Here is a 26,641-nt window from a genome sequence, read left to right on the forward strand (position 1 = left end):
TCGAATTAAATATATTTGTTTTTTGAAGAGGACAGGTCGCGACCTGTCCCTACGGAATATTAATTGCAAATAATTTTATTTGATATCTATCGTAATCTAAACCAACAACATATTCGAATTAAATATATTTGTTTTTTGAAGAGGACAGGTCGCGACCTGTCCCTACGGCGCGAATGCATAACCGTTCCCTAAAAAATCTCCTCCGATCCCTAAAAAATCGAATTTTTCTAAAAATGTTTTTTCTACCTTTTCTTACATGCAAATGCACAAATACAAAAAGCATTACATGATTAAAATTTCCAATGATGAGATCTAGAAAAAGTAACAGGAAACAAAATTTCAATTATGCTAGTGAAGGGATTTATTTCATAACATCTTGCTGTAAAGGAAGAGTTCATCATTTTGGAGAAGTGATAAATGATGTGATGGACTTAAACGAATTTGGATTAATTGCTCAAAATCAAATTTTATGGTTAGAAAAACAGTATCCATATATTTCCTTACATAATTCCGTAGTTATGCCTAACCATGTACATATTTTATTTGAAATCGTCGTAGGGACAGGTCGCGACCTGTCCTCCAACACCGCAAAGAGGACAGGTCGCGACCTGTCAACTTCACCCATAAATAGGACAGGTCGCGACCTGTCCCTACCGAAAATAAAATCCGTTTCATCATTAATAGGAGCATTTAAAACCACCACATCAAAATCAATACATTTGGCAGGCAATTACTCTTTTTCGTGGCAAAGGTCATTTCATAATCGAATTGTTAATGATTCCAGAAAATATGATCTCATAAATAAATATATCACAGAAAATCCTAAACTCTGGAATCAAGATATTTTTAATAAGTTCACTAACCCTAATTATAAAGAAAATTAAATTTTCGTTATAGAGAAAGATTAAAAAAAACAATTAGCTTACTTTGACTAAAAACGGTCAAGGCTATTCAGGCATGCACAAACTGACAACTCTTAACTGACAACTCTCAACTGATAACTCTCAACTAATTTTTAACAAAAAAAGCCACCCTTTTCAGAGCAGCTTCATTTGAAATTTTATAGCTATTAAGCCTGTTTTGCAAGCTGAATATTCATACTTAATTTGATATCATCACCCACAACAATTGCTCCGGCTTCGGTGATACCATCCCAAGTTAATCCGAATTCTTTACGACTAATTTTACCTGTAACTTCAAAACCTGCCTTTTTATTTCCGTAAAAATCTGTTGCAACACCACCAAACTCAACGTCTAATTTAACTTGCTTGGTTACATTTTTAACGGTTAAATCGCCAGTTAAAGCGTAATCGTCACCATCCTTCTTAAATGAAGTTGATTTGAAAGAAATTTTTGGGAACTGCTCCGCATCAAAAAAGTCGGCCGACTTTAAATGCACATCTCTTTGCTCCTGATTTGTATCAATGCTGTTTACATCCATTGAAAATTGAATGGAAGCATCCTGAAAATCTGCTGTTGATGTTTCAAGCGCACCTTCAAAAGATTTAAAAGTTCCAGTAACCGTTGAAATAACTAAATGCTTCACCTTAAAGTGAACCTCCGAATGCATTGGGTCAATAAGCCAATTTGTTTTTACTGCTGATTCCATATTTTATATTTTTTAGTTAAATAATTCATTTCAAAATACAAAGATAGAAAAATAGATGTTTAAACATGTAATTTTAAGGTCATATCAGAATTGCTTAAAAACAAGCCTAAACAATAAAAAAGGGGCCTATAGCCCCTTTGAAATATCAAAAAAAATGATTATATTACTAGTTGCCTTTATTTTACGATATCAATCGTATAATTAATTTCTACTCCACCAGCAACAAGCATATCATGCACTGAACAGTATTTTTTAACTGCTAATTCGGCGGCACGTTCAGCTTTGGCGGGATCAATATCCCCCTTGAGGGTAAAAGTCATGTCAATTTTGGTAAACACTGGTGGCAACTCTTCTCTACGCTGCCCTTCCACACTTACAGAAAAATCTTTAAGATCTTGTTTTTGTTTTTTCAAAATAGATACCAAATCCAAGGCGCTACATGAAGCCAAAGCCATCAAAACCATTTCCATGGGTCTAACACCTAAGCCTTCGCCGCCCAGTTCAGGCGAGCCATCAATATGAACTTTTACGCTTGATGAAGGTGCCGATGCTTCAAAGTGCACTGCATCATTTACTCTCTTTAATTCTACTTTCACGATCTTCTATTTTTGCGCAATTTAAAGAATTTACTCAGCATTCGCACGAAACATCAAACTCCCAACAGTAAGATTTGTACGAGGATCAATCAAAATAGCCCCCCCATTCAATTTATTTTCCTGGTATAAATCAAAAGCGAGCGGCTCGGCAGTCCGGATGCTCACTCTCCCAATATCATTCAATTGGAAGCTATCCGCATCTACTTTCTCTAAGGTATTGATATTCACTCTATAAAGAATTTCGCGAATTTTACATTTAGTAAGCTTACTATTATGTTGTAAAAGGTACATGATTGAAGGGTCGAGCACTTTAGTATCCATCCAGCATAAATCGGCCTCAATAGATTGAGAAAGAATAGGTTCATGGGAAGAATTCACCAAAATATCACCCCTACCGATATCAATATTATCCTTTAAATGAATAGTTACAGATGAGCCAACTAACGCCACATCTTGCTCCTGCATATTGATTTCAATCTTGCTAATTTCAGATTTTATGCCCGAAGGAAGCACGGTAATTTTATCGTTAATTCGGAAACTTCCACTTAAAATCCTACCTGCATATCCGCGATAATCGTGCAGCTCATCCGTTTGAGGGCGAATAACCCACTGGACTGGCATTCTTGCTTGCGCAGATTTTTTATCCTCATTTACTTCGATGCTTTCCAAATGACCTAAAAGACTTTCCCCATCATACCAAGGCATGTTTTGGGATCTATTCACAATATTGTCGCCTTTCAAAGCACTAACAGGGATATAAGTCACCTCTTTAAGCTGTAATTTCTGAGCAATTTCGGCATAGGCTTCACGAATAGCATTGAAAGCATTTTCGCTATAATCAAGCATATCCATTTTATTGATACACACCACCACATGTTTTAGCTCTAACAAAGAAACTAGGAAAGAATGCCTAACAGTTTGCTCAACTACCCCATTGCGAGCATCTACCAAAATAATCGCCAAATCGGAGTTAGAAGCACCTGTAACCATGTTACGAGTGTATTGAATATGGCCTGGAGTATCCGCAATTATAAACTTTCGACGCTCCGTCTGAAAATATTTATAGGCTACATCAATGGTAATTCCTTGCTCCCGCTCAGCTTTTAGTCCGTCGGTTAAAATAGCCAAATCAATCGTTCCATCATCATTTTTACGATTCGACTGTTGTAAAGCTTCGAGTTGATCAGCAAGAATAGATTCGCTATCGTATAGCAAGCGACCAATCAAAGTGCTTTTGCCATCATCCACACTACCGGCAGTAAAAAATTTCAGTAAATCCATATTAAAAATAGCCTCCCTTCTTACGATCTTCCATGGCAGCTTCCGACACTTTATCATCCATACGGGCCCCTCTTTCACTAATTTTGGACCGTTTAATCTCTTCGATGATATCATCAATTTGATCCGCATCCGACTCTACAGCGGCTGTGCAGGTCATATCGCCTACCGTTCTAAAACGAACATTTTTACGTTCAATTTTATCTTCCGCATCCATATTCAAACAATCGGCAGCAGCCATTAACTGGCCATTCCTAGTAATCACATCTCTTTGATGTGCAAAATATATTGATGGTAATTCAATTTTCTCTCTACGGATATAATTCCAAACATCTAACTCCGTCCAATTGCTGATTGGGAAAACCCTAACATTTTCACCAGGGTGAATCTTACCATTGAAAATATTCCATAATTCTGGACGCTGACGTTTTGGATCCCATTGACCAAACTCATCGCGAACAGAAAAAATACGTTCTTTCGCCCTTGCCTTTTCCTCATCTCTACGAGCACCACCAATACATGCGTCAAACTTACCTTCAGCAATAGTATCAAGCAATGTAACCGTTTGCAAGGCGTTCCTGCTCGCATTCTTTCCTTTCTGCTCAATAACCTTACCTTGATCAATCGAGTCTTGTACATGGCCTACAATCAATTTTTCGCCTATACGAACAATCATCTCATCCCTAAAGCTGATGGTTTCAGGAAAATTATGCCCTGTATCAATATGTACCAAAGGAAATGGGAATTTACCCGGCCTAAAAGCCTTTTCTGCAAGTCTGACCAATGTAATCGAATCCTTCCCTCCCGAAAAAAGAAGAGCAGGCCTCTCAAACTGTCCGGCAACCTCGCGCAAAATAAAAATCGCTTCGGCCTCCAACTGGTCTAAATACGTAGTGTCTTGTTTATTCATATTTTCATTATTGATGCGAGCGCATCAGATTATCAATTTCACTTAAGAAGAATGTAAGCCACATTCCTTTTTATCCTGATCTTCCCACCACCAACGACCGGCTCTAAAATCTTCACCATCTTTCACTGCGCGAGTACAAGGTGCGCATCCAATGCTCGGGAATCCCTTGTCGTGCAATGGATTATAAGGAATATTATAGATTTTAATATAATCCTTAACCTGCTCCAAGGTCCAGTTAAAAATGGGATGAAATTTATGTAATCCATTTGCGGCATCCCATTCCACAGCATGCATGTCTTCACGGTTAGGCGACTGCTCAGCACGAATACCTGTAATCCACAACGAATTTCCTGCTAAAGCACGTTTGAGAGGTTCAATTTTTCTGATTCCACAGCATTCCTTTCTATTGGCTACCGATTCATAAAAACTAGATGGGCCCTTTTCAGAAACCATTTTTTCAACTTGCTCTGTATGAGGATAATAAGCTTCAATTGCTACGCCATAACGCTCAATTGTACGGTTCCAGACATAGTAAGTCTCTGGAAATAATCGCCCTGTTTCAAGCGTAAAAACTTTAATATCTAATTTATTAGTAAAAATGATGTGAGAAATCACCTGATCTTCCCAGCCAAAACTTGTTGAAAATATAACTTTCCCAGGAAAGCACTCCACCATTTTTCGAAGCGATTCTTCGATGCTTAATCCTGCTATTTCCGCTAATATTTCAACTGATTTATCCATTTTTACTATTTTGATTGATTAAGTGCATTTGTTAAATCATTTAGGATATCATCGATATCCTCTAATCCCACAGAGATACGAATGCTCCCAGGATAGATTCCTATTTGAGCACGTTCTACATCACTTAATTTAGAATGAGTGGTAGATGCTGGATGAGTAACAATCGACCTAGTATCACCTAAATTTGGAGACAAACGAATCATTTGCAGAGCATCCATAAATCGCTTAGCGCGATCAAAACCTCCCTTAACGATAAATGTAACTATCCCACCTCCCTGCTTCATCTGGCGCTTAGCCAATTCATATTGAGGATGCGAAGGTAAAAACGGATAGCGTACAAGTTCAACTTCTGAATGTTGCTCCAATGTTTCGGCCACTTTTAATGCATTTGAACAATGTCTGTCCATGCGTACCGAAAGTGTTTCAAGACTTTTGGAGATCGTCCATGCATTGAATGCCGACATTGCTGGGCCTGTATGCCTGATGAAAAACATAAGTTCCTTCATCAAATCTTTGCGACCAACCACCACTCCTCCTAGCACTCTACCTTGTCCGTCCATGTATTTTGTAGCCGAATGACTCACCAAATCGGCACCAAAATGAATAGGTTTTTGTAAATATGGGGTGGCAAAGCAATTATCAACGTTCAAAATAAAGTTGTGCTTTTTCTTTAGTTGTCCCAACCATTCTAAATCTACCAGCTCTAAACCAGGATTTGATGGCGTTTCTAGGAAAACCATTTTCGTTTCTGGGCGTAGCGCAGCTTCAAATTCCTCAGGCTTGGAGGCATCTACATAAGTAGTTGTGATTCCCCAGCGAGGCAATAAAACTGTAAAAAGTTGATGCGTAGATCCAAAAATGGAACGAAAGGCTACGATATGATCACCACTTCGCAATAAGCCGGCAATTGAAGCAAAAACTGCTGCCATTCCCGTAGAAAAAGCCAATCCTGCTTCAGCACCTTCAAAATCACGAACCTTTTCAATAAATTCGGTCGTGTTTGGGTTAGAATAGCGAGAATAAATATTGCCCTCAATCTCTTCCGCAAACATGGCTCTACCGTGTTCTGCATCATCAAATACAAAGCTAGATGTTAAATATAGAGGTACAGAATGCTCTCTATTTGATGAGCGAGCTACTTGAGTACGAATTAATTTGGATTGTTCTTTCATTTTTATTGAAGATTTTGAGCTAATTAAATAAAATTATCGCAATTAAGCCTAAAATCTTAAATATTGATGTTTCAGCTTCTTTATTTAGCACTATCAAATTAATATTTGATATTAATCATGTTTATTCTTCTCAATATAAAACGAATTGATATTGATGGATAATTAAATGCAATTACAAAAATAGAATAATGTATATAGATTTAGTAGACTTTATTTGAAAAAAAAGGTTTAAACCTTTAAATTATCTAATAAATGTCCTTCACGGCGGATTACATCAGCAATGCTAGTCTCACTTAAAATTTTCAAAGTGGCATTTCTAACTTCCAAAAACACATCACGAACGCCACATGTTGCTTCATTTGAGCATTCTTCACAGCGTTGATAAAAATTGAGACTTACACAAGGCAGAAGTGCTATGGGACCACCGGTAAGGCGTAAAACTTGAACAACAAAAATCTCTGCAGGATCTTTTACTAGTCCGTAGCCACCCCCAGCCCCTTTTTTACTATACAGCAGCCCCGCATTCCTCAGGTCCAACAATATTTGTTCTAGAAATTTTTTAGGAATATGTTCTTCCGAAGCAATTTTTTGGATCTGCATGGGTGCTTCACCAAAATTTTTACCCAAGATAACAAGGGCTTTTATTGCATATCGCGTCTTTTTTGAAAGCATATTCTATTTAGGATATTTCTTAGAACAAATTAACGGAAATTCTTTTTATAAATTAATGAATCGATTTTCGAGGAATTGAAATGCTCATTAAAGGGCATCCTTTAATACTTGTTCTTTTTGTCCTAAATCAGTCCTTTTAAGCAAATTACTGACACGAAGCAATAAAAAAATAGAGACTATAGAAAGGAAAACGATAATGTAGCCAAGGGTATCATAATTTTCTAGCGGACTAAATTTATCTTTTTGTACAACCACTAAGCCTCCAAATGCAGCTGCTAGTCCCCCAGCTATTTGCTGCAATGAAGCATTAATTCCCATAAATGCGCCACGATCTTGTTTTTCGGGAAGTGCTGAACTTAAAGCTACTGCTGGCACCATTCTACTCATAATTCCGATCATAAAACCTAGATTCATAACAATTACAATCCAAAAGGCTACGGGACCAAGATTAGTATAAATAATCACCACCACACTTAGAAAAATGGAGGCGATGCTAAAAATGGTAAACTTATCGAAACGATCACTAAGTTTCCCGATAATGGGCATAATAATTAGGGCAGTAATACCCGAAACCATGTATAAGATAGGCAATTGCTGGGCACTAACATGAAGGTTATTGATGGCAAAAGCACTTCCCCATGGCATCATCATAAATCCGCCAAGCGAAAGAAATGCTGTTGCTAAAAACCCGATTCTATACTTTTTTTGAGATAAAGTATGCCATAAATGGGCAACGGCATTACGTTCAGATTTAATGTGGAGATGTTCCCTTACAGGTTTAAGCTTAATTAATGTGAAAAAGCAAATAGTTATTGCCAAAACAACAATCATAAAAAACGGAGATTGCCAACCCCAATAATTAGCGATATATAAACTGATAGGAATTCCAAGAACCTGGCTAGCGCCAAATCCCATTTGAAGGTAACCGATTACCCTTCCTCTTTTTTCAATGATAAAAAGATCAGTAACAATAGCCATAGATATGGACCCGATTACCCCACCAAATATTCCGGTAAAAATTCTGGCGGCCAAAAGTTGGGGGTAGTTTTGGGCTAAGCCACAAAAAAGTGTTCCAGCGATGAAGCCTAGGTAAAAAAAGATTAATAATTTTTTGCGGTCAAAACGATCTGCAAAACCGGCCGTTAGCAATCCTGAAATCCCCGCACTAAAGGCATAAGCTGAAACAGATAACCCAAATTGAGTAGTGCTTAGTCCCATAGATTTCATCAACATATCCCCCAAAGGAGACATGACCATAAAGTCTAGAACAACGGTAAACTGTGTTAAAGCCAATATAACAACTACAAAAATTTCATAAGCCGAAAGCTTAAAAGTCTTTTGAGTTGATGCAATACTTAGGCCCATGGCATTATTAAAATTTCATAAAATATGGAGCAAGATACGCAAAAAAGGCTTTTTATCTCTCAAAAATCGCTTTCACAAGCAATAATTGATCAGTTCCGCATAATCTGTGCCGAATTAAAAAAATCAACTATATTTAATCAAAACAAAACCATGAATAAAATTCTACTTACTCTTCTTGTAATTTGCCTTAATTGCAACATTTTCGCACAAAATGTGAGCCTTAAGCAGGATAAAATTATTTATTATGGGAAAGAGCATTTTATCATTGAAGGAAGTGGCATCCCTGAACAGGAAAAGGAAAGCCCCTATGATAGGCTACCCCTTGCATCTAAAGAAAAAGTAAGAAAAGCGGTTTGGGATCTATCTAAAAATTCGGCGGGAATTACGATTAGATTTTTTTCTAACTCAAGCCAGATAAAGATTAAATGGGATCTTTTAAATGATACCCGAATGAACCACATGGCTGAAACAGGCATCAAGGGGGTAGATTTATACACACGCGTAAATGGAGAATGGAAATATGTAAATACTGGGAAACCAACTGGGAAAAACAATGAGGCTGGTCTGGTAAGTACCCTTTCGAAAGAAAATCGTGAGTTTAAAGTCTGGCTGCCTCTTTACGATGGTGTGACTAAATTGGAGATTGGAATTGACAGTCTGGCGAGCATAGAAAAGCCTATGGCTAGCAATAAATTGCCTATTGTTTTTTATGGGACAAGCATCACTCAAGGTGGATGTGCATCTCGTACGGGAATGGCCTATACGACAATTATTTCAAGGAAAATGGATGTAGATTGCATCAATTTAGGATTTAGTGGGAATGGGAAAATGGAAAGTGCTGTTGTAGATGTTATTGCTGGCATCAAGGCCTCATTTTACGTAATTGACTGTCTGCCAAACATGACTGTTGCTGAAGTGACTGAGCGTGTTGGGCCCCTTGCACAAAATTTGAGAGCAGGTAATGAAAATACACCCATTGTATTTGTAGAGAACATTGAATACTCTAAAATCTTTTATGAGGAGGCCACTAGAAAATTAATTCAAGATAAAAATGACGCTTTAAAAGCAGAATTTGAGAAACTGCAAAAATTGGGCATGAAAAACATACACTACATCTCTGCTAAAAATGCTATTGGCAATGATAATGAAGCTACTGTTGATGGTGTACACCTAACCGATTTAGGTTATATGCGCATGGCAGATCACTTAATAAAAGAATTCAACAAAAAGAATATACGAATAAAAACTGAATAAAACAAGAAAAAAGCGATTTATTCGCTCTTGAATTATTCAAATCGCTCTTTCAGGAAGTTTCCTGTAAAGGAGTTTTCTACTTTTATTAACTCTTCCGGCACACCTTCAAAAACAACATTACCACCATTATTTCCACCTCCGGGACCGATATCTATGATCCAGTCGGCACATTTGATAACATCCATATTATGTTCAATTACGATAATGGTATTCCCTTGTTCTATGAGAGCATCAAAAGATTTAAGCAATTTCTTGATATCGTGAAAATGAAGTCCCGTAGTTGGTTCATCAAAAATAAAGAGTGTTTTACTGCTATTATTGCCTTTTACTAAGAATGAAGCTAATTTAATCCTTTGCGCTTCACCACCAGAAAGCGTATTTGATGATTGTCCCAAATGAACATAACCTAAGCCCACATCAGCAAGAGGCTTTATTTTGGCTACAATTTTGGCTTCCGAATGGAAAAACTCGAGTGCCTCATCGATGGTCATATCAAGCACTTCAAACACGTTTTTATCCTTATAAGTTACATCCAGCACATGCTGTTTAAAGCGTTTTCCATCACATGCTTCACAAGGAAGGTAGATATCCGCCATAAATTGCATTTCAATTTTCACTTCACCTTCACCCTGACAAACATCACATCTTCCACCCTCCACATTGAATGAAAATGCCGAAGGTTTTAGTCCCGATGCTTTTGCTGCCCCTTGAGAAGCAAATAAATTACGAATTTCATCCCAGGCCTTCACATAAGTAACAGGATTAGAACGTGAAGATCGGCCAATTGGATTTTGATCTACAATTTCTACCTGCTCAATTTTATTAAAATCGCCATCAATAGAATCGTAAGCCCCTGTTTGCTCTCCCGAATAATTGCCAATTGCCTTTTGTACAGCAGGTTGCAAAATACGTTTTACCAAAGAAGTCTTACCCGAACCAGAAACCCCCGAAACTACAGTCAATACATTAAGAGGAAACTTAACATCCACATGTTGAAGATTATTTTCTCTTGCTCCCTTAATTTCGATAAAATCGCTCCATTTTCTACGAGTTGCTGGGATAGCGATAGATTGTTTTCCACTTAAATATTGGCCGGTAAGGCTCTCTTCAGATTTCAATATCTCGGAGAAAGTCCCCGTAAAGACTAAATTACCCCCATGAGTCCCCGCTTCAGGACCGATATCAATAATATGATCTGCAGCTTTCATGATTTCTTCCTCATGTTCAACCACAAGAACGGTATTTCCAACATTACGAAGCGACATCAAGACCTCAATAAGACGCTGGGTATCACGCGGGTGCAATCCAATGCTAGGTTCATCAAGCACATAAACCGATCCCACCAGCGAGCTCCCTAAAGAAGTTGCTAAATTAATACGTTGCGATTCACCACCAGAAAGCGTATTTGACAGCCTATTAAGAGTTAAATAGCTCAATCCCACATCATTTAAGAATTTGATGCGGTTTGTAATTTCCATAAGCAAGCGCTTAGAGATTTTCAATCTTACAGGATCAAGCTCTAGATTTGAGAAAAAATCCAATGCCTTATCAAGTGGCATAAGCACAATATCGGTAATCGAAAGATCCGCAATTTTGACGTTCGAAGCGTCCTGTCGGAGTCGGCTACCAAGGCATTCAGGGCAATTCGTTTTACCACGATATCTAGAAAGCATCACTCGGTATTGTATTTTATAGGTTTGAGCTTCTAACTCCTTAAAAAAATCATCTAACCCGCTGAAATATTGATTACCGGTCCACAGCAACTGCTTCTGCTCTGCTGTAAGCTGATTATAAGCGCGATGGATAGGGAAATCAAATTTCAAGGCATTTTTCACGAGACGATTAAGCCATTCGCCCATTTTTTCGCCCCTCCAAGGAGCAATGGCGCCATCAAAAACAGATTTACTTTTATCAGGAACCACTAGATCCTCATCGATACCCACAATACGGCCATAGCCTTCACATCGTTTACAAGCACCAAAAGGATTATTAAAACTAAAGAAATTGGGGGAAGGTTCTTCGAAGCGTATCCCATCAAGTTCAAAACGATCGCAAAAAAAATGTTTTTGACCGTTTACATCGAGATAGCAATCGCCACGACCTTCAAAAAAAGCTGTTTGTACAGAATCAGCTGTGCGGCTTAAAGTTTCCTCATCATCAGCCACAGAAACCCGATCAATTACAATTTGAATGGCAACATCATTGCCAGAGATAATATTTCCGCTCGATTGATCATCCAAGATATCTTCAATTTTGGATAGTTTATCGTTAATTAAAACACGGGTAAAGCCTTTTTGAAGCAAAACTGCAAGCTCTTCCTTTAGAGAACGGTCGTTATGAGGATGTAAGGGGCACGACACAGTTACTGAAGTACCCTCTTCAAGAGTAGCAATAAAGTTAATTAGGTCGGTAACGGTATCTTTTTTAACCTCCCTACCCGAAATAGGAGAAATAGTTTTCCCAATACGAGAGAACAGTAATTTTAGATAATCGTAAATCTCGGTGGAAGTACCAACTGTTGAACGAGGATTGCTTGTAATTACCTTTTGTTCAATGGCAATAGCGGGAGCAATACCTTTAATATAATCCACATCGGGCTTATTCATTCGGCCCATAAACTGACGGGCATAAGATGATAAACTTTCTACATATCGCCTCTGTCCTTCCGCATAAAGCGTATCAAAGGCTAAAGACGATTTTCCAGAACCAGACATTCCGGTAATGACTACGAGTTTATTTTTAGGAATAGCGACGTCAATATTCTTTAAATTATGAACCCTCGCACCTTTGATAATAATATATTTTTTTGGATCTCTTTCCGCTTCTTTATTCATTGTAGAACTTAACACTGCTTTTAACTCGTATATATTGGTAAACCCGATATTTCGAATTGCAAAAATACGGCTATAAGAGCTTAATATAGAATGATTTTGATTAAAATTTAATTTTGGCAAAATTTTTGCTTAAATCAAGTATTACACTATTTCATTTTACAATTAAAGGAGGAATTCTATCGAATAAACTATACTCAAACAGATTTAATTATCTACATCAACAAGAATTAATTATGAGTAATACTGATATTCGTTCGATAAGTGACCAAGATTTGGTACAGCAATACATTAATGGGCATGAAGCGAGTCTGGAGGAACTTATTCGCAGACATAAATCCAAAATATACACATCAATTTACCATTTAGTAAAGGATTCCTACTTAGCAGAGGATATTTTCCAAGATACATTTATAAAGGTTATCAATACCCTCAAAACTTCAAAGTATAATGAAGAGGGTAAATTTTTGCCCTGGGTGATACGTATTTCGCATAATCTTGTAATAGATCACTTCAGAAAAGAAAAGCGCAAGCCGATGGTAGCCAATGTGGAGGGTTTTGATATTTTCGACGTGATCAAGGTGCATGATGAAAGCACTGAAGATCGTATGATAAGAGAGCAAAACCACAAAGATTTAAGGGTATTAATACATTTACTTCCTTCGGAGCAGAAAGAAGTATTAATTATGCGCCATTTTGGGGAACTAAGTTTCAAAGAAATTTCGGATATCACGGGTGTAAGCATCAACACAGCATTGGGCAGAATGCGCTATGCCTTAAATAATTTAAGGAAAATGATGCAAACAAAGGAATTGGCATTAAAGAATATTTAAAAAATATATTTTCTCGGTAAAACATTCCTATCTTAAATGCGTTTTAATTAAAAATAAGATTGCGTATGATAGAAATTACTACTCCAGAAACGAACTCTTTACAAGAGACAAAATCAGATATTGACCCTAATTTGGAGGAACTTAATGCTGAGGATCAGTCTTTTTATTCATCCATTGTGCCCGATTTAAATGCGATGCTTGAGGATCCTAATCCAGAAATTATCAATAAAATAGTAAATTACTCCAAATCAGTATAAAAATCAGAAAGGCCAAATAAAAATTTGGTCTTTTTTGTGAGAATGTTTGATGTTTAGAGGACTATATTTGTACTGTGTTAAGAAAAGACAGATATAAAGCCTTTGTTGAATATTTCGCTTCCCATCAGCCAGAAGCGGAGACCGAATTACATTATGAGAACCCCTATCAGTTATTGGTAGCAGTAATATTATCAGCACAATGTACCGATAAAAGAATCAATCAAGTTACACCTAAACTATTTGAGCGTTTTCCAACACCCGAGAGTCTGGCTCAATCCAATTCTGAGGAAGTCTTTGGATATATAAGGAGCGTTAGTTACCCTAATAATAAGGCAAAGCATTTGGTTGGGATGGCCGAAAAGCTGGTACATAATTTTGGCAGTGAAGTGCCATCATCAATTGAAGACCTTCAAACTTTACCAGGCGTAGGCCGAAAAACAGCCAATGTAATTGCATCGGTGATATTTAGCGCTCCAGCAATGGCTGTTGATACGCATGTATTTAGAGTTTCTAATCGCATTGGATTAACAAGAAATGCTAAAACACCACTTGCAGTAGAAAAGCAATTGGTAGAATTTCTTCCCAAGGAAAAAATACACATTGCCCATCATTGGCTTATTTTACATGGCAGGTACGTCTGTTTAGCTCGTAGTCCGAAGTGTACAATATGCCCATTATCAAGCATTTGCAAATATTTTGCCCAAAGTCAGACCGAGGGTGCACTAAAAAAAGCGGAGGCTTTAGAATTAAAAAAGAAGCGCGAATTAAAAAAGAAGCAAGCGGCAAAGAAGACGGGCAGTATTTTGAAGAAAATGGCTGCAAAAGAAAAAAACAAGAATAAAATAATCAATTAATCAATATATTGAAAACCGTTTACTAAAAATATTAACACATTTTGATAAAATTTTTAGCATTTATAAAATAAATTTTTATTTTTGAGGACGATAAACTAAAAAAATGAGCAACGCAGATAAATTAAAAGCTTTACAGCTTACGCTGGATAAACTTGAAAAATCATACGGAAAAGGCACCGTTATGAAGTTAGGCGATAATGCAGTGGAGGCGATTGAGTCTATTTCAACCGGTTCCATAAGTCTTGATATTGCATTGGGTATTGGCGGACTACCAAAGGGTCGTGTTATTGAAATTTACGGTCCGGAATCTTCCGGTAAAACTACACTTGCCATCCATGCGATAGCTGAAGCACAGAAAAAAGGTGGTATTGCGGCATTTATTGATGCGGAACATGCTTTTGATAAGTTTTATGCTAGTAAACTGGGTGTTGACATTGAAAACTTATTGATTTCACAACCGGATAATGGTGAACAGGCATTAGAAATTGCTGACAATTTGATACGTTCAGGTGCTATTGACATCATCGTAATCGACTCTGTTGCTGCTTTAGTACCAAAAGCTGAGATTGAGGGTGAGATGGGTGATTCAAAAATGGGTTTACATGCTCGTTTAATGTCGCAAGCCTTACGTAAATTAACGGGCACAATTTCAAAGACTGGATGTTGCTGTATTTTCATCAACCAGTTACGTGATAAGATTGGTGTGATGTTTGGCAGTCCTGAAACAACAACAGGTGGTAATGCCCTTAAATTTTATGCTTCTGTACGTTTAGATATACGTCGTATTTCACAAATTAAAGATACCGACGAAGTTTCAGGAAACAGAGCGAAGGTTAAAGTTGTGAAAAACAAATTGGCTCCACCTTTCCGAATTGCTGAGTTTGACATTATGTTCGGACAAGGGATTTCGAAGGCGGGGGAGATTATCGACCTAGGTGTTGACTTTGAAATTATTAAAAAAGCAGGCTCATGGTTTAGCTATGGCGATACAAAATTAGGTCAGGGGCGTGATGCTGTAAAGCAATTATTGCTCGATAACCCAGATTTGATGGATGAGCTTGAAGCAAAAATCAAGGACACTGTAACAGCTGACAAGCTTGAAGAAAAGGAATAGTCTTTCAAAAATTAAAGGCAATTCTTAAAATATTTTCACTAAGCCCGCATTATTAATGCGGGCTTTTTTTATGCAAAAAGGTAAAAGCTTAATTTACTTTCAACTGCTTATGGAGCCAGCTTTCCATATTTTCACGCTGCTCGGGATAAAGCCAATGACCAGTTTCCTGAGCTATGAACAGTGTTTTTGGTGCTGAAATAACGTTGTAAGCGGCATACATGGATGTAGGCGGACAAGTTTCATCGTTAAATCCCCAGCTATACATTCCTGGCACTTTCAACAATTTGGCAAAATTTACCACATCATAATAGGCGCTAGTTTTAATCTTATCAGCTGTACTAGTTTGCGTAGCATTTCCCTTATTAAATAAATGTGGCCAACCGCCAGCACGACCAATCATAAAACCAGTCAAATCACTTAAGGCTGGATAATAAGCGCCTAAAAACTTAACCCGAGAGTCAAGAGCTGCGGTAATGATGGATAAGGCACCACCCTGACTGCCACCTGTTACACCCAAAGTAGAACCATCGTACTGTGCAAGTGAAGTTAGGAAATCGTTAGCGCGAATGCAGCCCATATAAACCCTTTTATAATAATAACGATCACGGTCGTCGAGATTGGAGGATTGATATCCAGACAATGCACCGGCCGCTAGATTAGCATAAACGTTAGGATCCATGGTTACTGGCACACCATGAATACCAATTTCTAAGGTGATTACACCTTTCTCGGCAGTGGCAACATCCCCATTATAGGGTCTTACACCAGCGCCTGGGACTCTAAGCAATGCTGGATACTTCCCTTCCTTTTTAGGGACACATAGAATTCCGTAGATCCTGCTCCCAAGGCGAAAATTTTGAAAACTAACATGATAAACATTCACTTTTTCTGTGGAGCGTTCAGGCAATAAGGTCATACGTGAATCCATAGGGATTTTGGCCAATTCAGCTTTAGATTCATCCCAAAATTGTGTAAAATCTGAAGGAATAGTTTCTGCAGCAGGTTTAATTTTATCTGGGTTAAAGCCAACAGTAGCCAAACCCTTATAGGTTTTACCATTAACTTCGGCGGATACAGTACAACGATAAAAACCTGGAGTGGTCATAGTACCACCACTGATAGTATGCTGGCCATCCTCAAGTTCAAGAGCACCAGAGACTTCACTAGCCATTCTTTCAGGTCCCAGTTCATATTTTACCTTCACGTTTTTCAGGGGGTTACCATACTGGAGAACTGAGACTTTAAATTTGACTTTTTCACCAATATTGTATTGCCAATTTGCATGATCTGGGGCAATTATAAGCTTTACATTTTGCTCAACAGGCTGAGTATAAGCTTGCAAGGAACAAACAAAAAACAAGATGACAAATACTAAAGATTTGATTTTTTCCATTTAATAAAAGGTTATACAAGAAATAAGGAAAGCAAAAGACAATTAAGTCCTTCCCAATTTCTGTAGGTTAAAAATTATTAAATGTTAAATTCGACAATAAAGGACTTTAAAGCAAATTTATTTTAGAGCACAAAAAGAATTGAGCCAAATTAAATTTAAGAAATTTAGGGTCAATTATTTACCCTTGGTCATAAAGTACATGAACCAAACACCCACAATCACAATAAAAGCGAGAATATATAGACCTATTTTGCCTTTGCGTTTATCTTGACGCATTACCCAAATCAATAAACCTATTAAAGGAATTAAGAAAACTAAATAGAAAATAAGACTTACTGCGCTCATAATATGTATTTGTAAAGCTTCTTTTTATAATTTTAGAGAAGCATAAAAAAATTAAAACTTCATTCGGGCCATTGGAGCAACATCTTGTCCAACAAAATCCTTATTTAGAAATTTATAGTATCCTGCTATTGCAATCATTGCTGCATTATCAGTACAATATTCAAATTTAGGTATAAAAACGTTCCAATTTAACTCTTCTGCTACTTGATTAAGTGAAGTTCTAAGTCCAGAATTAGCCGAAACCCCACCTGCAATAGCAATATTATTAATATCAAATTGTATTGCTGCTTTTTTAAGTTTATTAAGCAAAATAGAAATAATACGTTCTTGAACAGATGCACACACATCTGCTAGATTATTTTGTAAGAAATCGGGATCTTCTTTCACCTTATCTCTCACGAAATACATAATTGATGTTTTTAATCCGCTAAAACTAAAATCAAGCCCGGGAATCTGTGGCTCAGGAAACTTAAATGCAAATTTATTACCCTCCTTAGCATACTTATCGATTAGTGGTCCGCCAGGATAAGGCAGGCCAAGCAATTTAGCTGTTTTATCAAAAGCTTCGCCGGCAGCATCATCTGTTGTTTGTCCCACAACCTCCATATCAAAATAATCCCTTACTAAAACAATTTGTGTATGCCCACCAGAAACAGTTAGGCATATAAATGGGAATGAAGGCTTATTATCAATAAAATGAGCTAAAATATGCGCCTGCATGTGATTTACCTCAATAAGTGGCAGGTTATTTGCTAATGCAAAGGCTTTAGAAAATGAGGTTCCTACAATTAATGAACCTAATAATCCTGGTCCGCGTGTAAAAGCAACCGCATCAATATCATTTTTGTGTATTTTTGCATCAGCAATTGCCTGATGAACGGCAGGAATTATGTTTTGTTGATGAACCCTTGAGGCCAATTCGGGAATTACACCACCATATTTTTGATGGATAGCCTGATTAGCGATAATATTAGAGCAGATTTTACCATCAATACAGATGGATGCTGAAGTATCGTCACAAGAAGACTCAATGCCTAGGATAATTGCCAAAACTATAAATTAAGATTGTTTAAAATTATTTAAATACAAATTTATCAAAAAAGGACTAAAAATAGCATTTTGGGTGATGACAACATTTTTATTGTTGCTCATTGGCTTGTTTATTTCACTACAATTTAAGCCTGTACAAACATATTTGGCAAAAAAAGCAGCTGAAAAGCTTTCACGCGACTGGAAGACCAAGGTTTATGTAGGAGCATTGCACGTTAAATCTTTTAAAGCTGTTGAGCTAGACTCACTGTATGTGGAGGATTTGTCGAAGGATACCCTCCTATTCTCACCGAAGTTTAAGCTAGAGCTGAATTATATTCCATTCGACCTTCAAAAAATTTCTGTCAAATCGGTGCAAATGGATAATGGGAAGTTCTATTTAAAGCAGTTTAAAGATAATAGCACGAACCTTACATTTATTATAAACTATTTTAAGCCTGCAAAAAAAGGAACAGGCAAGAAAGGGAAATCCCTCGATTTGGTTTTAGACAAGATTGTTTTGAACAATATTTCCTTCAAATACAAGAATTACAATAATTTGAATGCAATAAATGGTGTAAACTTTGATGATATCTATTTAAGTAATTTTAGCACAATCATCACTGGCCTTGACACCAAAAATCATCTCGCTAAAATGAGTGTGAAAAACATGACTTTCAGAGAAAAAAGCGGCTTTTATTTAAAAAATCTGACAAGCAATGCAACAATAGACAGCAATCAAATGGAGTTCAAGGATTTAATTCTTGAAACCAAAAACAGTAAAATAAGCGATTATTTCCTGATGAAGTATTCGAGTTTTAAGGACTTCAATAAGTTCAACAGTAAGGTGTTCATGGAGTCAAATTTCAAGAATTCGAAGTTAAATAGTTCGGATATTGCATTTTTCTCACCTAATTTGGCAAAATCTACTGTTCTACTTCAATTCAATGGAAAAGTTTCGGGATATGTCAATAATTTGAAGGCAAAAGACTTAATTATTCAAAGCGGACAAGCAACTTATGTAAAAGGAGATTTTTCGATAAAAGGCCTGCCCAAGATTAAGGAAACCTTAATGGATTTGAATTTTGAGCAGATATCTACCAATAAAAAAGACCTTGATTTCATCATTTCCAGAGCAAGGGGGAATAAAAAGTCGCTCATACCTGAATTTGCAACCAAACTAGGAACCATCAATTACCAAGGTCGTTTTACAGGATTTATCAATGATTTTATATCATTCGGAGAATTTAAAACGAAGCTTGGGCGCTTAGCTAGTGATATCAACATGACATTTGGGAAAGATAATGTTCCAAGCTATGAAGGAACATTGAAAGCAATTGATTTCAACGTGGGCGAATTGGCAGGTTTAACAAAATTAGGAAGAACAAGTCTTAGTGCTAAGATAAGCGGTAAAGGATTTAATATCAACACCTTACAAGAAAACATACAGAGTAAAGTTCAATATTTCGAGTATAATAGTTACCGATACAGCAATATTGATTTGGATGGAAAATTCATCAATAAAATTTTTACGGGATTAGTAAAAGTAAAAGACAGCAATATAGATCTGGATTTTAATGGGAAAATAGACTTAAATCCTAAAAACCCGATATACAATTTCACTGCTTTGATTGGGGCTGCAAACCTTCAAAAATTAAATTTCACGAAGGATACCATTCAGTTGGATGCGGAGTTGGTTACGAATTTTTCTGGGACTAATTTAGACAATATTGAAGGTTTTGTTTCGGCCAACAGAATTCAAATAAGTAATCCCATAAATTCATTTATTGTTGATTCTGTAAATTTAAGAGCAGAAGGCATCGGGACAAACCGTTCATTAAGCATTGGTTCAGACATTTTGGATGCGAGCATTAAAGGGCAGTACGACTTAAAAACATTCCCTTCATACTTTAAATCGGTAATAAGCAAGTATATTCCTTCATCGGGATTAAACTTTATAAAACCTGGGCAGCAAGATTTCACATTTAGCTTAAATATTAAGTATTTCGCCCCTATAAGCATGCTTTTCATTCCGGATTTAAAAATTCCGGAGCAAGCAAGTTTTACAGGAAAGTTTGTCTCAAGCAAAAATATTGCAACCTTAAATGGATACATCAAGTTAATCCAATTCAATAAAATAAAGATCAATGATTTAATTATCGATGAGGGCACAACAGACGAAGCGCTAAACCTATTTATTAGCTCCGAAAGGATTGACATTACTGATAGTTTGTACATCAAGAATGTGAACATTGCCAATATTCTGAGAAATGACAGTCTGAACCTCAACGTAAAACTATCCGACAAAAGTGCGATTAACCAGCTGGATTTGAACTCGTTAGTAGAGTTTAAAGCGGAGGGTGAAGAAAGAATTAAGCTGAGCGTTTTACCATCTGACATTTTGATTAACAACGAAATTTGGAAAATCCAAGAAAAAGTAAGTTTCAGTTTTGATGAAGGTAGAGGGGAGGATGAAGACTTCAATTTATTCCGTCGGACAAAAATTTCGGGATTTGAGTTGTTTAAAGACAATCAAATGCTAACTATAGATGGGATAATTTCCGAAAAACCTGAAGATGAGCTATTTATAGGATTTAACAAATTTAAGCTCGCATCTATAAACCCATTGAGTAAACCATTAGGTATTACTTTGGGGGGAATTTTGAATGGAAAGGCCACTTTATCTTCACTAAAATCGACCCCAAAACTAGAAGCAGGAATAAGAATAGATAGCCTTAATTACAATAATTTAGCGATTGGTGATCTAAACATGACTGCTGGAGTAGATAATTCCACAAATCTGATCAATGTTAAAGTGGATATTGTTGATAAGGGTAGAAAAAATCTAGAAATAGATGGTACTTATAATGCCAACCCTGATCAAAACAGTCTGGATATGAAGGTAATGATGAACAACAATGAAGTTGTTATTTTTCAACCCTTGTTGAAGCACTTGATATCTAATATGAAAGGACAGGTCTCTGCAGATTTAAGCGTTACTGGTAAACTTAATAATCCGCAAATAAATGGTAGCCTCTCTTTGATTAATGCAGGAATGACGGTTAATTACCTGAAAACACCTTATAGGATTAATGATCAAGTTGAGGTGGAGAACAGTGTCATAAAACTAAAAAATCTGAAAATAAAGGACATTAAAAATAATGAGGCCATTGCTAATGGAACGGTTGATATGGCAAATCCTAATAATCCAGAAATCCATATAGACATTAGGGCAAACAAGTTTATGGCCTTGAATACCACATCCAAAGACAATCCGCTTTATTATGGCGTTGCTTATGGAACAGGGCTTTTCAGTTTTAACGGACCAACAAACGATATGCGCATAGATATAAATGCGAAAACTGAGGCTGGAACTGTTTTCAACATCCCACTAAACTCATCTGCCACGGTTAGTAAAAATGATTTTATCACTTTTGTGTCTTCAGATACCAGTTTAAATAAACCAAAGGAAACCTCATTCAAAGGGCTGACGATGGATTTCAATCTGCAGGTAGATGAGAATTCGGAAGTGAATATTTTTACTGATTTGGGTAGATTATCAGGAAGAGGAGAATCGGAATTAAGTTTAAATATTACCTCACTCGGCGATTTTGAGATGTATGGTGATTACCTCATCAGCAGCGGTAAATTTCAGTTTACGGCACAAGATTTCATCAATAAAGTATTTAAGATTAGCGAGGGTGGTTCCATCCGCTGGACGGGCGATCCTGTGGAGGCCACAATCAATTTAAAAGCATTGTATGAGGTAAGAACAGCCATAGCGCCACTTTATTTAGCGGCAGGGCGAGCAAGTGAAGACAATCAAAAGGTTGCTAGTGAGGCGGTAATGAATCTAAGCGGACCATTAATGACTCCCAATATTTCTTTTGATATTAATTTTCCAGCAAATGCTTATATTAAGGATGAGCTTCAATCCTACCTGAGTGATGTAAACAATACCAATCAACAGGCTTTGAGTTTAATTGTAAGACGTTCTTTTGCGGGCAGTGCAGATCAGAGCAATGGCATTGGAGGACTCGCCACATCTACGGTTATTAGTGCAGGATCGGAATTGTTTTTCAATCAGTTAAACACCATACTTTCCCAATCATTAAATTTAAATTTTGTGGATTTAAATATTAGGTCCCTAAATGAGGCTGGAGCATCATTCCGCTTCTTAAAAGACCGTTTAATATTAACTGGTGGATTTACTAACAGACTAAATAGCACGAGTACATTTTCAGATTTTTCGGTGATAGGAGGCAATTCACTTATTGCACGCGATGTAGAGGCAATTTACCTTTTAAAGAAAAATGGCGATTGGGTTCTTCGTGCATCAAATAAATTAAATAATAGGAGTTTTTTAAGTAATCTGTCAACTAGTAACGAATATGTTAGTGCTATTGGCCTAGTTTACCGTAAAGATTTCGACAGTTTCAAGGAGCTCTTGGGTATTTTAGTTGGGGAAAAGCGAAAAGAAGAGCGTAGCAAAGAAAAGAAAAAGGCTCTTCAGGACATTAATGCGATTAAACCAGAAGAGCCAGAAATTAAAAAAGATTAAGCCTGTTAAATATTTTTCATGATGGTATGCCCCATCTTATCGCGCTTAGTTTTTAGATAAAGTTCATTATGGATATTCGATTGGATTTCAATTGGAACATTATCAACAACCTCTAAACCATATCCAATTAATCCGGAGCGTTTTGTTGGATTATTAGACATCAATCTCATTTTTTTGATGCCTAAGCTCCTAAGAATTTGTGCACCAATTCCATAATCGCGTTGATCCATTGGGAATCCCAATTGCAGATTGGCATCTACTGTATCTAGGCCATTTTCTTGAAGGTTATAGGCATGCAGCTTATTAATTAAGCCGATCCCACGACCTTCCTGATTCATATAAATTATTACACCCTTACCCTCTTTTTCGATCATTTCCATGGCTTTGTGAAGTTGGGGTCCGCAATCGCAGCGGCAGGAGCCAAAAATATCGCCTGTGATGCATGAGCTATGTACCCTCACTAAAACAGGCTCATCCTCTTCCCAGCTACCTTTAATTAGGGCCAAATGCTGATCACCAGTAGTAATTTGAGAATAGGCTACCATTTCAAAATCACCCCATTGCGTAGGTAATTTCACAGAAACCTCTTTTTTGATAAGCGATTCTGTTTTTAAGCGATAGGAAATTAAATCCTTAATACTAACTATTTTAAGATTGAATTGCTTGGCGATGATTAAAAGATCGGGTAAGCGAGCCATTTCGCCATCTTCCTTTAGTATTTCTACTAATACACCCGCAGGTTCAAGTCCCGCTAAAGTTGCCAAATCCACTGCTGCTTCGGTATGCCCTGCTCTGCGGAGTACGCCACCTTGTTTGGCGATTAATGGGAAGATATGACCTGGGCGTCCGAGTTCTTCGGGACTAGTTTTAGGGTCGATTAGGGCTAAAATAGTTTTTGAGCGATCAGAGGCTGATATACCGGTAGTACAACCATGACCGATAAGGTCAACCGATACTGTAAAATTAGTCTCGTATGCTGCGGTGTTATTGCCAACCATCAAATCGAGACGGAGGTCTTTACAACGTTCATCTGTTAGAGGCGCGCAGATTAAACCACGGCCATGAGTAGCCATAAAATTTATAATTTCTGGAGTAGCATTAGAAGCTGCTGTTAAGAAATCACCCTCATTTTCTCTGTCCTCATCATCAACAACAATAATAACTTTACCTTCTTTGATATCGTTTATTGCTTCTTCAATCGTGTTAAACATAATTTTGGCCTGTTTTGCAGGTTCTTTCAGATGATAGAAATGTTTAAATCTGAAAAAACGAGCGCTGTAAATAGGGCGCAAATTTACGCATTTTTTTGCATCAAAGATTTCATTTGCCTGTAAATAGGTCAGTGGTTTGCAATTTATTTTTTTAGATGTGAGAGGGGAGATATGAGATTTGAGATGTGAGATTTGAGATTTGAGTAAAAAATGAACGCTAGAGGACTGGTACGGTGACAAGACCAACCGGAGGAGCGATAAATAGTACGTAGTACTTAGTAGGTAGTATTTAGAAATGAGCTAGTTAGAAATGAGTTTTTAAAAAATTCAGGAAAGGCAAGTCCTTCAAGTACCTTAATTTCTTAATGTTTTTAAAATGAACCATTAAGGGATTATTTAGAAAATTCTGCGTCTTTACGAGGCTTTAATTTGTGTGTCTCGCAGAGACGGAAATGCGCAAAGAAATGGGTTCATAAAAAAAGAAAGCGGCAGTTAGGTTGGCTGTTACGGACAACACCGATCAGAGGACCGAATACAATTTACCCTGTGATCCAACTGTAGCCCCATCTCATATCTCATATCTCATATCTCACATCTAATATCTAATATCTAATATCTAATATCTACCCTCTACCCTTCCTTTTTCACAAAAAGCTGTTTAAACCAGCGTTTATAGAAATCGAGGTCGAATAGAGCTGAATCGACGGTTGCTTTATAGGTAAGAAAGACTCCTAGCGGACTTAAAGTAAAGATGGCCATCCACATGCCTAAAAATGGGGTTAGACTCCCCTCTTTGGCAGATTTTTCACCTATAGTTGAGATAATGTGAAAGACGAGGAAAAACATGACCGACATCACAACTGGTAGGCCTAGTCCCCCTTTACGAATAATAGCTCCCAGTGGCGCACCAATAAAAAAGAGCACCAGACAAGAAATTGCTAGTGTGAATTTTCTATTTAGTTCGACTAAGAAACCTCTCATTCGGGCTTCATTATCGTTGATAAACAATTCCTTTCTACTTAGAACCTCTTTGATAGACCCTACCTGCTCTTTAGCAGTTTGTAAAGACGCAATCTTCTTATCGGTAGGGATTAGGTCCAATACATTTTTATATTTTTTCAAGAATACTGTAGGAGCTTTGGGATTAAGGGAATCTGTGCGGTAGGTACGCGCAAGCATACTAAGATCGCGGTAGGTTGATCTCAAATTACTATCCCCTTTCATGGCAAAAGAATCTTTATAAAATTTAAGCTGCTTTATGTTAAGCATGGCATAATTCGATTTAAATAGATCTTCGTCTGTACGTTTTAACTGAAAACCAGACAAATCGAAACGTTGTTCAGTTTCCTTAAACTGGGTCCGCATGAGTCTTTGCCTAGGATTATAGGTCCCACTGGTGCCTGCTGTCTCCTCATAGCGTTTCCCATCTTTCAGCTTTAAAACTAAGAGTTGATTATCATCTGTGATAAACATCTGACCTTGTTTGGCCATCAATACATTGACATTCCCATTGATTGTATTTCGTTCATAAATGAGCACATCGTGTAAAGTTTGATCGGGATCTTTTTTCTTTACACGGATAGCATAACCTGGGATACTATTATTAAAAATACCCTCTTTGATTAGGAAGGCAGCTTTTTGATTACGAACATCATATAAAAGGGAGCCCATTTTTAAATTGGCAACGGGAAGCATATAATCCGAAAAGAGGAAGGCGGCTATGCTCAGCATGCTTACACCAACAATTAGGGGCATCATGGCCCTTTGCAGGGAAATTCCAGCCGATTTAATGGCTACTAGCTCATAGTTCTCGCCAAGGCTTCCGAAAGTCATGATGGAAGAAAGAAGTATAGCTAGAGGTAATGCCATAGCCACATTGGTTGCTGAGGCATACATCAGCAATTCCAATATTACGTACCACTCAAAGCCCTTTCCTATTAGATCATCGATGTATTTAAATAAAAATAACATCAATAAAACGAACATGACAATGAAAAAGGTAACGATAAAAGGCCTTATAAAGGCCTTAAATACTAACAAGTGTACTTTCTTCACATTGCAAAAATAGAGAAAATTTATCTCTATGCTCCTAAAACACTAATCAAATATTGAATTTGATTATCCCAAATGAGTTTACGATCTTGGATTGCATCTTCAGTAGCGAAATCTGTAATTGCTAGGGCCACATCATTGGTAAGCTCATCTTGAACGATTTCCATTTCAAAGTAGCAGTGTGGTTCATCATCAAGCCATTTAAATTTGACCAATTTATTTTCTTTGATTGAAAGTAATTTCGCTTTTTGCTCTTCACCATCCCAGGTAAAGGTGTACACTTGGTCTCTATAAGTTACATCATCAGCAAACCATTGCGACAGACCATTGGGTTCATTTAAAAAACCAAACAATATTTTGGGAGATGATTTAATCTCATACTCTACGTTAAACTTTATCTTTTCAGCCATTTCTTTATTATTTATATCGCTTGGCGATTTTTTTTCATCTTTTTTCTAAAGAAAAGTAAATTACTCTATATTTGCAACAGTTTTACGAAGCTTGTTATTATAAATCTTCATAAAGAATCTTTTTTCTTTAGATTTTTTTGATTTTCTCTAAGAT

22 protein-coding genes are annotated in these 26,641 nt (G+C 37.0%); 7 read left to right on the forward strand and 15 right to left on the reverse strand.

Annotation, left to right across the window (positions count from 1 at the left end):
* Positions 1 to 302: 302 nt before the first annotated feature.
* Positions 303 to 884 (forward strand): transposase, encoded by a 582-nt coding sequence (locus tag QZ136_RS13045; protein ID WP_291404324.1) that lies wholly within the window; start codon positions 303 to 305, stop codon positions 882 to 884.
* Between the two features lie 185 nt (positions 885 to 1,069).
* On the opposite strand, the gene QZ136_RS13050 is transcribed toward QZ136_RS13045, so the two are convergent.
* The 8 genes from QZ136_RS13050 to QZ136_RS13085 form a co-directional block, all read right to left on the reverse strand.
* Positions 1,070 to 1,609 (reverse strand): YceI family protein, encoded by a 540-nt coding sequence (locus QZ136_RS13050; protein ID WP_291404326.1) that lies wholly within the window; start codon positions 1,607 to 1,609, stop codon positions 1,070 to 1,072.
* A gap of 176 nt (positions 1,610 to 1,785) precedes the next feature.
* Positions 1,786 to 2,205, reverse strand: a complete 420-nt coding sequence (locus tag QZ136_RS13055; RefSeq protein WP_291404328.1) for an OsmC family protein — start codon at positions 2,203 to 2,205, stop codon at positions 1,786 to 1,788.
* 30 nt (positions 2,206 to 2,235) lie between these two features.
* A complete protein-coding gene (locus QZ136_RS13060; RefSeq protein ID WP_291404330.1) occupies positions 2,236 to 3,486 on the reverse strand; it encodes a GTP-binding protein in 1,251 nt (416 codons plus the stop codon).
* 1 nt (position 3,487) lies between these two features.
* Positions 3,488 to 4,393, reverse strand: coding sequence for a sulfate adenylyltransferase subunit CysD (gene cysD / locus QZ136_RS13065; RefSeq protein WP_291404332.1), 906 nt, complete (start codon positions 4,391 to 4,393; stop codon positions 3,488 to 3,490).
* Positions 4,394 to 4,435: 42 nt separating this feature from the next.
* Positions 4,436 to 5,134, reverse strand: a complete 699-nt coding sequence (locus QZ136_RS13070) for a phosphoadenylyl-sulfate reductase (RefSeq protein ID WP_291404334.1) — start codon at positions 5,132 to 5,134, stop codon at positions 4,436 to 4,438.
* A 5-nt stretch (positions 5,135 to 5,139) separates the two neighbouring features.
* A complete protein-coding gene (locus QZ136_RS13075) occupies positions 5,140 to 6,306 on the reverse strand; it encodes an aminotransferase class I/II-fold pyridoxal phosphate-dependent enzyme (protein ID WP_291404336.1) in 1,167 nt (388 codons plus the stop codon).
* Between the two features lie 228 nt (positions 6,307 to 6,534).
* Positions 6,535 to 6,978 carry an Rrf2 family transcriptional regulator gene (locus QZ136_RS13080; protein WP_291404338.1) on the reverse strand — a complete coding sequence of 148 codons (444 nt, stop codon included), beginning with the start codon at positions 6,976 to 6,978 and terminating at the stop codon, positions 6,535 to 6,537.
* A gap of 87 nt (positions 6,979 to 7,065) precedes the next feature.
* The gene (locus QZ136_RS13085; RefSeq protein ID WP_291404340.1) at positions 7,066 to 8,343 is read right to left on the reverse strand and encodes an MFS transporter; all 1,278 of its coding nucleotides are present in this window, start codon (positions 8,341 to 8,343) and stop codon (positions 7,066 to 7,068) included.
* A 24-nt stretch (positions 8,344 to 8,367) separates the two neighbouring features.
* Here QZ136_RS13085 and QZ136_RS13090 point away from each other — a divergent pair, with 24 nt between their 5' ends.
* Complete coding sequence (locus QZ136_RS13090; RefSeq protein ID WP_291404343.1) at positions 8,368 to 9,597, forward strand: SGNH/GDSL hydrolase family protein; 1,230 nt, start codon at positions 8,368 to 8,370, stop codon at positions 9,595 to 9,597.
* 32 nt (positions 9,598 to 9,629) lie between these two features.
* Here the strand turns inward: QZ136_RS13090 and uvrA are convergent, their stop codons facing one another.
* Positions 9,630 to 12,431 carry an excinuclease ABC subunit UvrA gene (gene uvrA, locus QZ136_RS13095; protein WP_291404345.1) on the reverse strand — a complete coding sequence of 934 codons (2,802 nt, stop codon included), beginning with the start codon at positions 12,429 to 12,431 and terminating at the stop codon, positions 9,630 to 9,632.
* Positions 12,432 to 12,664: 233 nt separating this feature from the next.
* On the opposite strand from uvrA, the gene QZ136_RS13100 reads away from it, so the two are divergent.
* From QZ136_RS13100 to recA, 4 genes are all read left to right on the forward strand, one after another.
* A complete protein-coding gene (locus tag QZ136_RS13100; protein WP_291404347.1) occupies positions 12,665 to 13,261 on the forward strand; it encodes a sigma-70 family RNA polymerase sigma factor in 597 nt (198 codons plus the stop codon).
* Between the two features lie 65 nt (positions 13,262 to 13,326).
* On the forward strand, positions 13,327 to 13,518 hold the full coding sequence (locus QZ136_RS13105) for a hypothetical protein (protein WP_291404349.1): 192 nt from the start codon (positions 13,327 to 13,329) through the stop codon (positions 13,516 to 13,518).
* Between the two features lie 74 nt (positions 13,519 to 13,592).
* The gene (gene nth / locus QZ136_RS13110; protein ID WP_291404350.1) at positions 13,593 to 14,372 is read left to right on the forward strand and encodes an endonuclease III; all 780 of its coding nucleotides are present in this window, start codon (positions 13,593 to 13,595) and stop codon (positions 14,370 to 14,372) included.
* Positions 14,373 to 14,475: 103 nt separating this feature from the next.
* Entirely contained in the window at positions 14,476 to 15,486 is a 1,011-nt protein-coding gene (gene recA, locus QZ136_RS13115) for a recombinase RecA (protein ID WP_291404352.1), read from the forward strand.
* An 88-nt stretch (positions 15,487 to 15,574) separates the two neighbouring features.
* Here the strand turns inward: recA and QZ136_RS13120 are convergent, their stop codons facing one another.
* The 3 genes from QZ136_RS13120 to tsaD all read right to left on the reverse strand — a co-directional run bounded on the left by QZ136_RS13120 (position 15,575) and on the right by tsaD (position 18,274).
* The gene (locus tag QZ136_RS13120) at positions 15,575 to 16,879 is read right to left on the reverse strand and encodes an acetylxylan esterase (protein WP_291404354.1); all 1,305 of its coding nucleotides are present in this window, start codon (positions 16,877 to 16,879) and stop codon (positions 15,575 to 15,577) included.
* Between the two features lie 174 nt (positions 16,880 to 17,053).
* A complete protein-coding gene (locus QZ136_RS13125) occupies positions 17,054 to 17,224 on the reverse strand; it encodes a hypothetical protein (protein ID WP_291404356.1) in 171 nt (56 codons plus the stop codon).
* Between the two features lie 51 nt (positions 17,225 to 17,275).
* A complete protein-coding gene (gene tsaD / locus QZ136_RS13130; protein ID WP_291404358.1) occupies positions 17,276 to 18,274 on the reverse strand; it encodes a tRNA (adenosine(37)-N6)-threonylcarbamoyltransferase complex transferase subunit TsaD in 999 nt (332 codons plus the stop codon).
* Between the two features lie 76 nt (positions 18,275 to 18,350).
* Here tsaD and QZ136_RS13135 point away from each other — a divergent pair, with 76 nt between their 5' ends.
* The gene (locus QZ136_RS13135) at positions 18,351 to 22,814 is read left to right on the forward strand and encodes a translocation/assembly module TamB domain-containing protein (protein WP_291404360.1); all 4,464 of its coding nucleotides are present in this window, start codon (positions 18,351 to 18,353) and stop codon (positions 22,812 to 22,814) included.
* Positions 22,815 to 22,819: 5 nt separating this feature from the next.
* On the opposite strand, the gene QZ136_RS13140 is transcribed toward QZ136_RS13135, so the two are convergent.
* The 3 genes from QZ136_RS13140 to QZ136_RS13150 form a co-directional block, all read right to left on the reverse strand.
* Complete coding sequence (locus tag QZ136_RS13140) at positions 22,820 to 24,028, reverse strand: bifunctional 3,4-dihydroxy-2-butanone-4-phosphate synthase/GTP cyclohydrolase II (RefSeq protein WP_291404395.1); 1,209 nt, start codon at positions 24,026 to 24,028, stop codon at positions 22,820 to 22,822.
* 627 nt (positions 24,029 to 24,655) lie between these two features.
* Positions 24,656 to 26,080, reverse strand: a complete 1,425-nt coding sequence (locus tag QZ136_RS13145; protein WP_291404361.1) for an LptF/LptG family permease — start codon at positions 26,078 to 26,080, stop codon at positions 24,656 to 24,658.
* Positions 26,081 to 26,106: 26 nt separating this feature from the next.
* The gene (locus tag QZ136_RS13150) at positions 26,107 to 26,487 is read right to left on the reverse strand and encodes an START-like domain-containing protein (RefSeq protein ID WP_291404363.1); all 381 of its coding nucleotides are present in this window, start codon (positions 26,485 to 26,487) and stop codon (positions 26,107 to 26,109) included.
* Between the last annotated feature and the right edge of the window lie 154 nt (positions 26,488 to 26,641).

The sequence above is a fragment of the Daejeonella sp. genome, from assembly GCF_017495225.1.
Lineage (GTDB): Bacteria > Bacteroidota > Bacteroidia > Sphingobacteriales > Sphingobacteriaceae > Daejeonella.

Coding starts and splice junctions, on each gene's coding strand:
- QZ136_RS13045 (WP_291404324.1), top strand. CDS start 303: ATGATGAGATCTAGAAAAAGTAACAGGAAACAAAATTTCAATTATGCT.
- QZ136_RS13050 (WP_291404326.1), bottom strand. CDS start 1,609: ATGGAATCAGCAGTAAAAACAAATTGGCTTATTGACCCAATGCATTCG.
- QZ136_RS13060 (WP_291404330.1), bottom strand. CDS start 3,486: ATGGATTTACTGAAATTTTTTACTGCCGGTAGTGTGGATGATGGCAAA.
- cysD (WP_291404332.1), bottom strand. CDS start 4,393: ATGAATAAACAAGACACTACGTATTTAGACCAGTTGGAGGCCGAAGCG.
- QZ136_RS13070 (WP_291404334.1), bottom strand. CDS start 5,134: ATGGATAAATCAGTTGAAATATTAGCGGAAATAGCAGGATTAAGCATC.
- QZ136_RS13075 (WP_291404336.1), bottom strand. CDS start 6,306: ATGAAAGAACAATCCAAATTAATTCGTACTCAAGTAGCTCGCTCATCA.
- QZ136_RS13080 (WP_291404338.1), bottom strand. CDS start 6,978: ATGCTTTCAAAAAAGACGCGATATGCAATAAAAGCCCTTGTTATCTTG.
- QZ136_RS13085 (WP_291404340.1), bottom strand. CDS start 8,343: ATGGGCCTAAGTATTGCATCAACTCAAAAGACTTTTAAGCTTTCGGCT.
- QZ136_RS13090 (WP_291404343.1), top strand. CDS start 8,368: ATGGAGCAAGATACGCAAAAAAGGCTTTTTATCTCTCAAAAATCGCTT.
- uvrA (WP_291404345.1), bottom strand. CDS start 12,431: ATGAATAAAGAAGCGGAAAGAGATCCAAAAAAATATATTATTATCAAA.
- QZ136_RS13100 (WP_291404347.1), top strand. CDS start 12,665: ATGAGTAATACTGATATTCGTTCGATAAGTGACCAAGATTTGGTACAG.
- QZ136_RS13105 (WP_291404349.1), top strand. CDS start 13,327: ATGATAGAAATTACTACTCCAGAAACGAACTCTTTACAAGAGACAAAA.
- recA (WP_291404352.1), top strand. CDS start 14,476: ATGAGCAACGCAGATAAATTAAAAGCTTTACAGCTTACGCTGGATAAA.
- QZ136_RS13120 (WP_291404354.1), bottom strand. CDS start 16,879: ATGGAAAAAATCAAATCTTTAGTATTTGTCATCTTGTTTTTTGTTTGT.
- QZ136_RS13125 (WP_291404356.1), bottom strand. CDS start 17,224: ATGAGCGCAGTAAGTCTTATTTTCTATTTAGTTTTCTTAATTCCTTTA.
- QZ136_RS13135 (WP_291404360.1), top strand. CDS start 18,351: ATGACAACATTTTTATTGTTGCTCATTGGCTTGTTTATTTCACTACAA.
- QZ136_RS13150 (WP_291404363.1), bottom strand. CDS start 26,487: ATGGCTGAAAAGATAAAGTTTAACGTAGAGTATGAGATTAAATCATCT.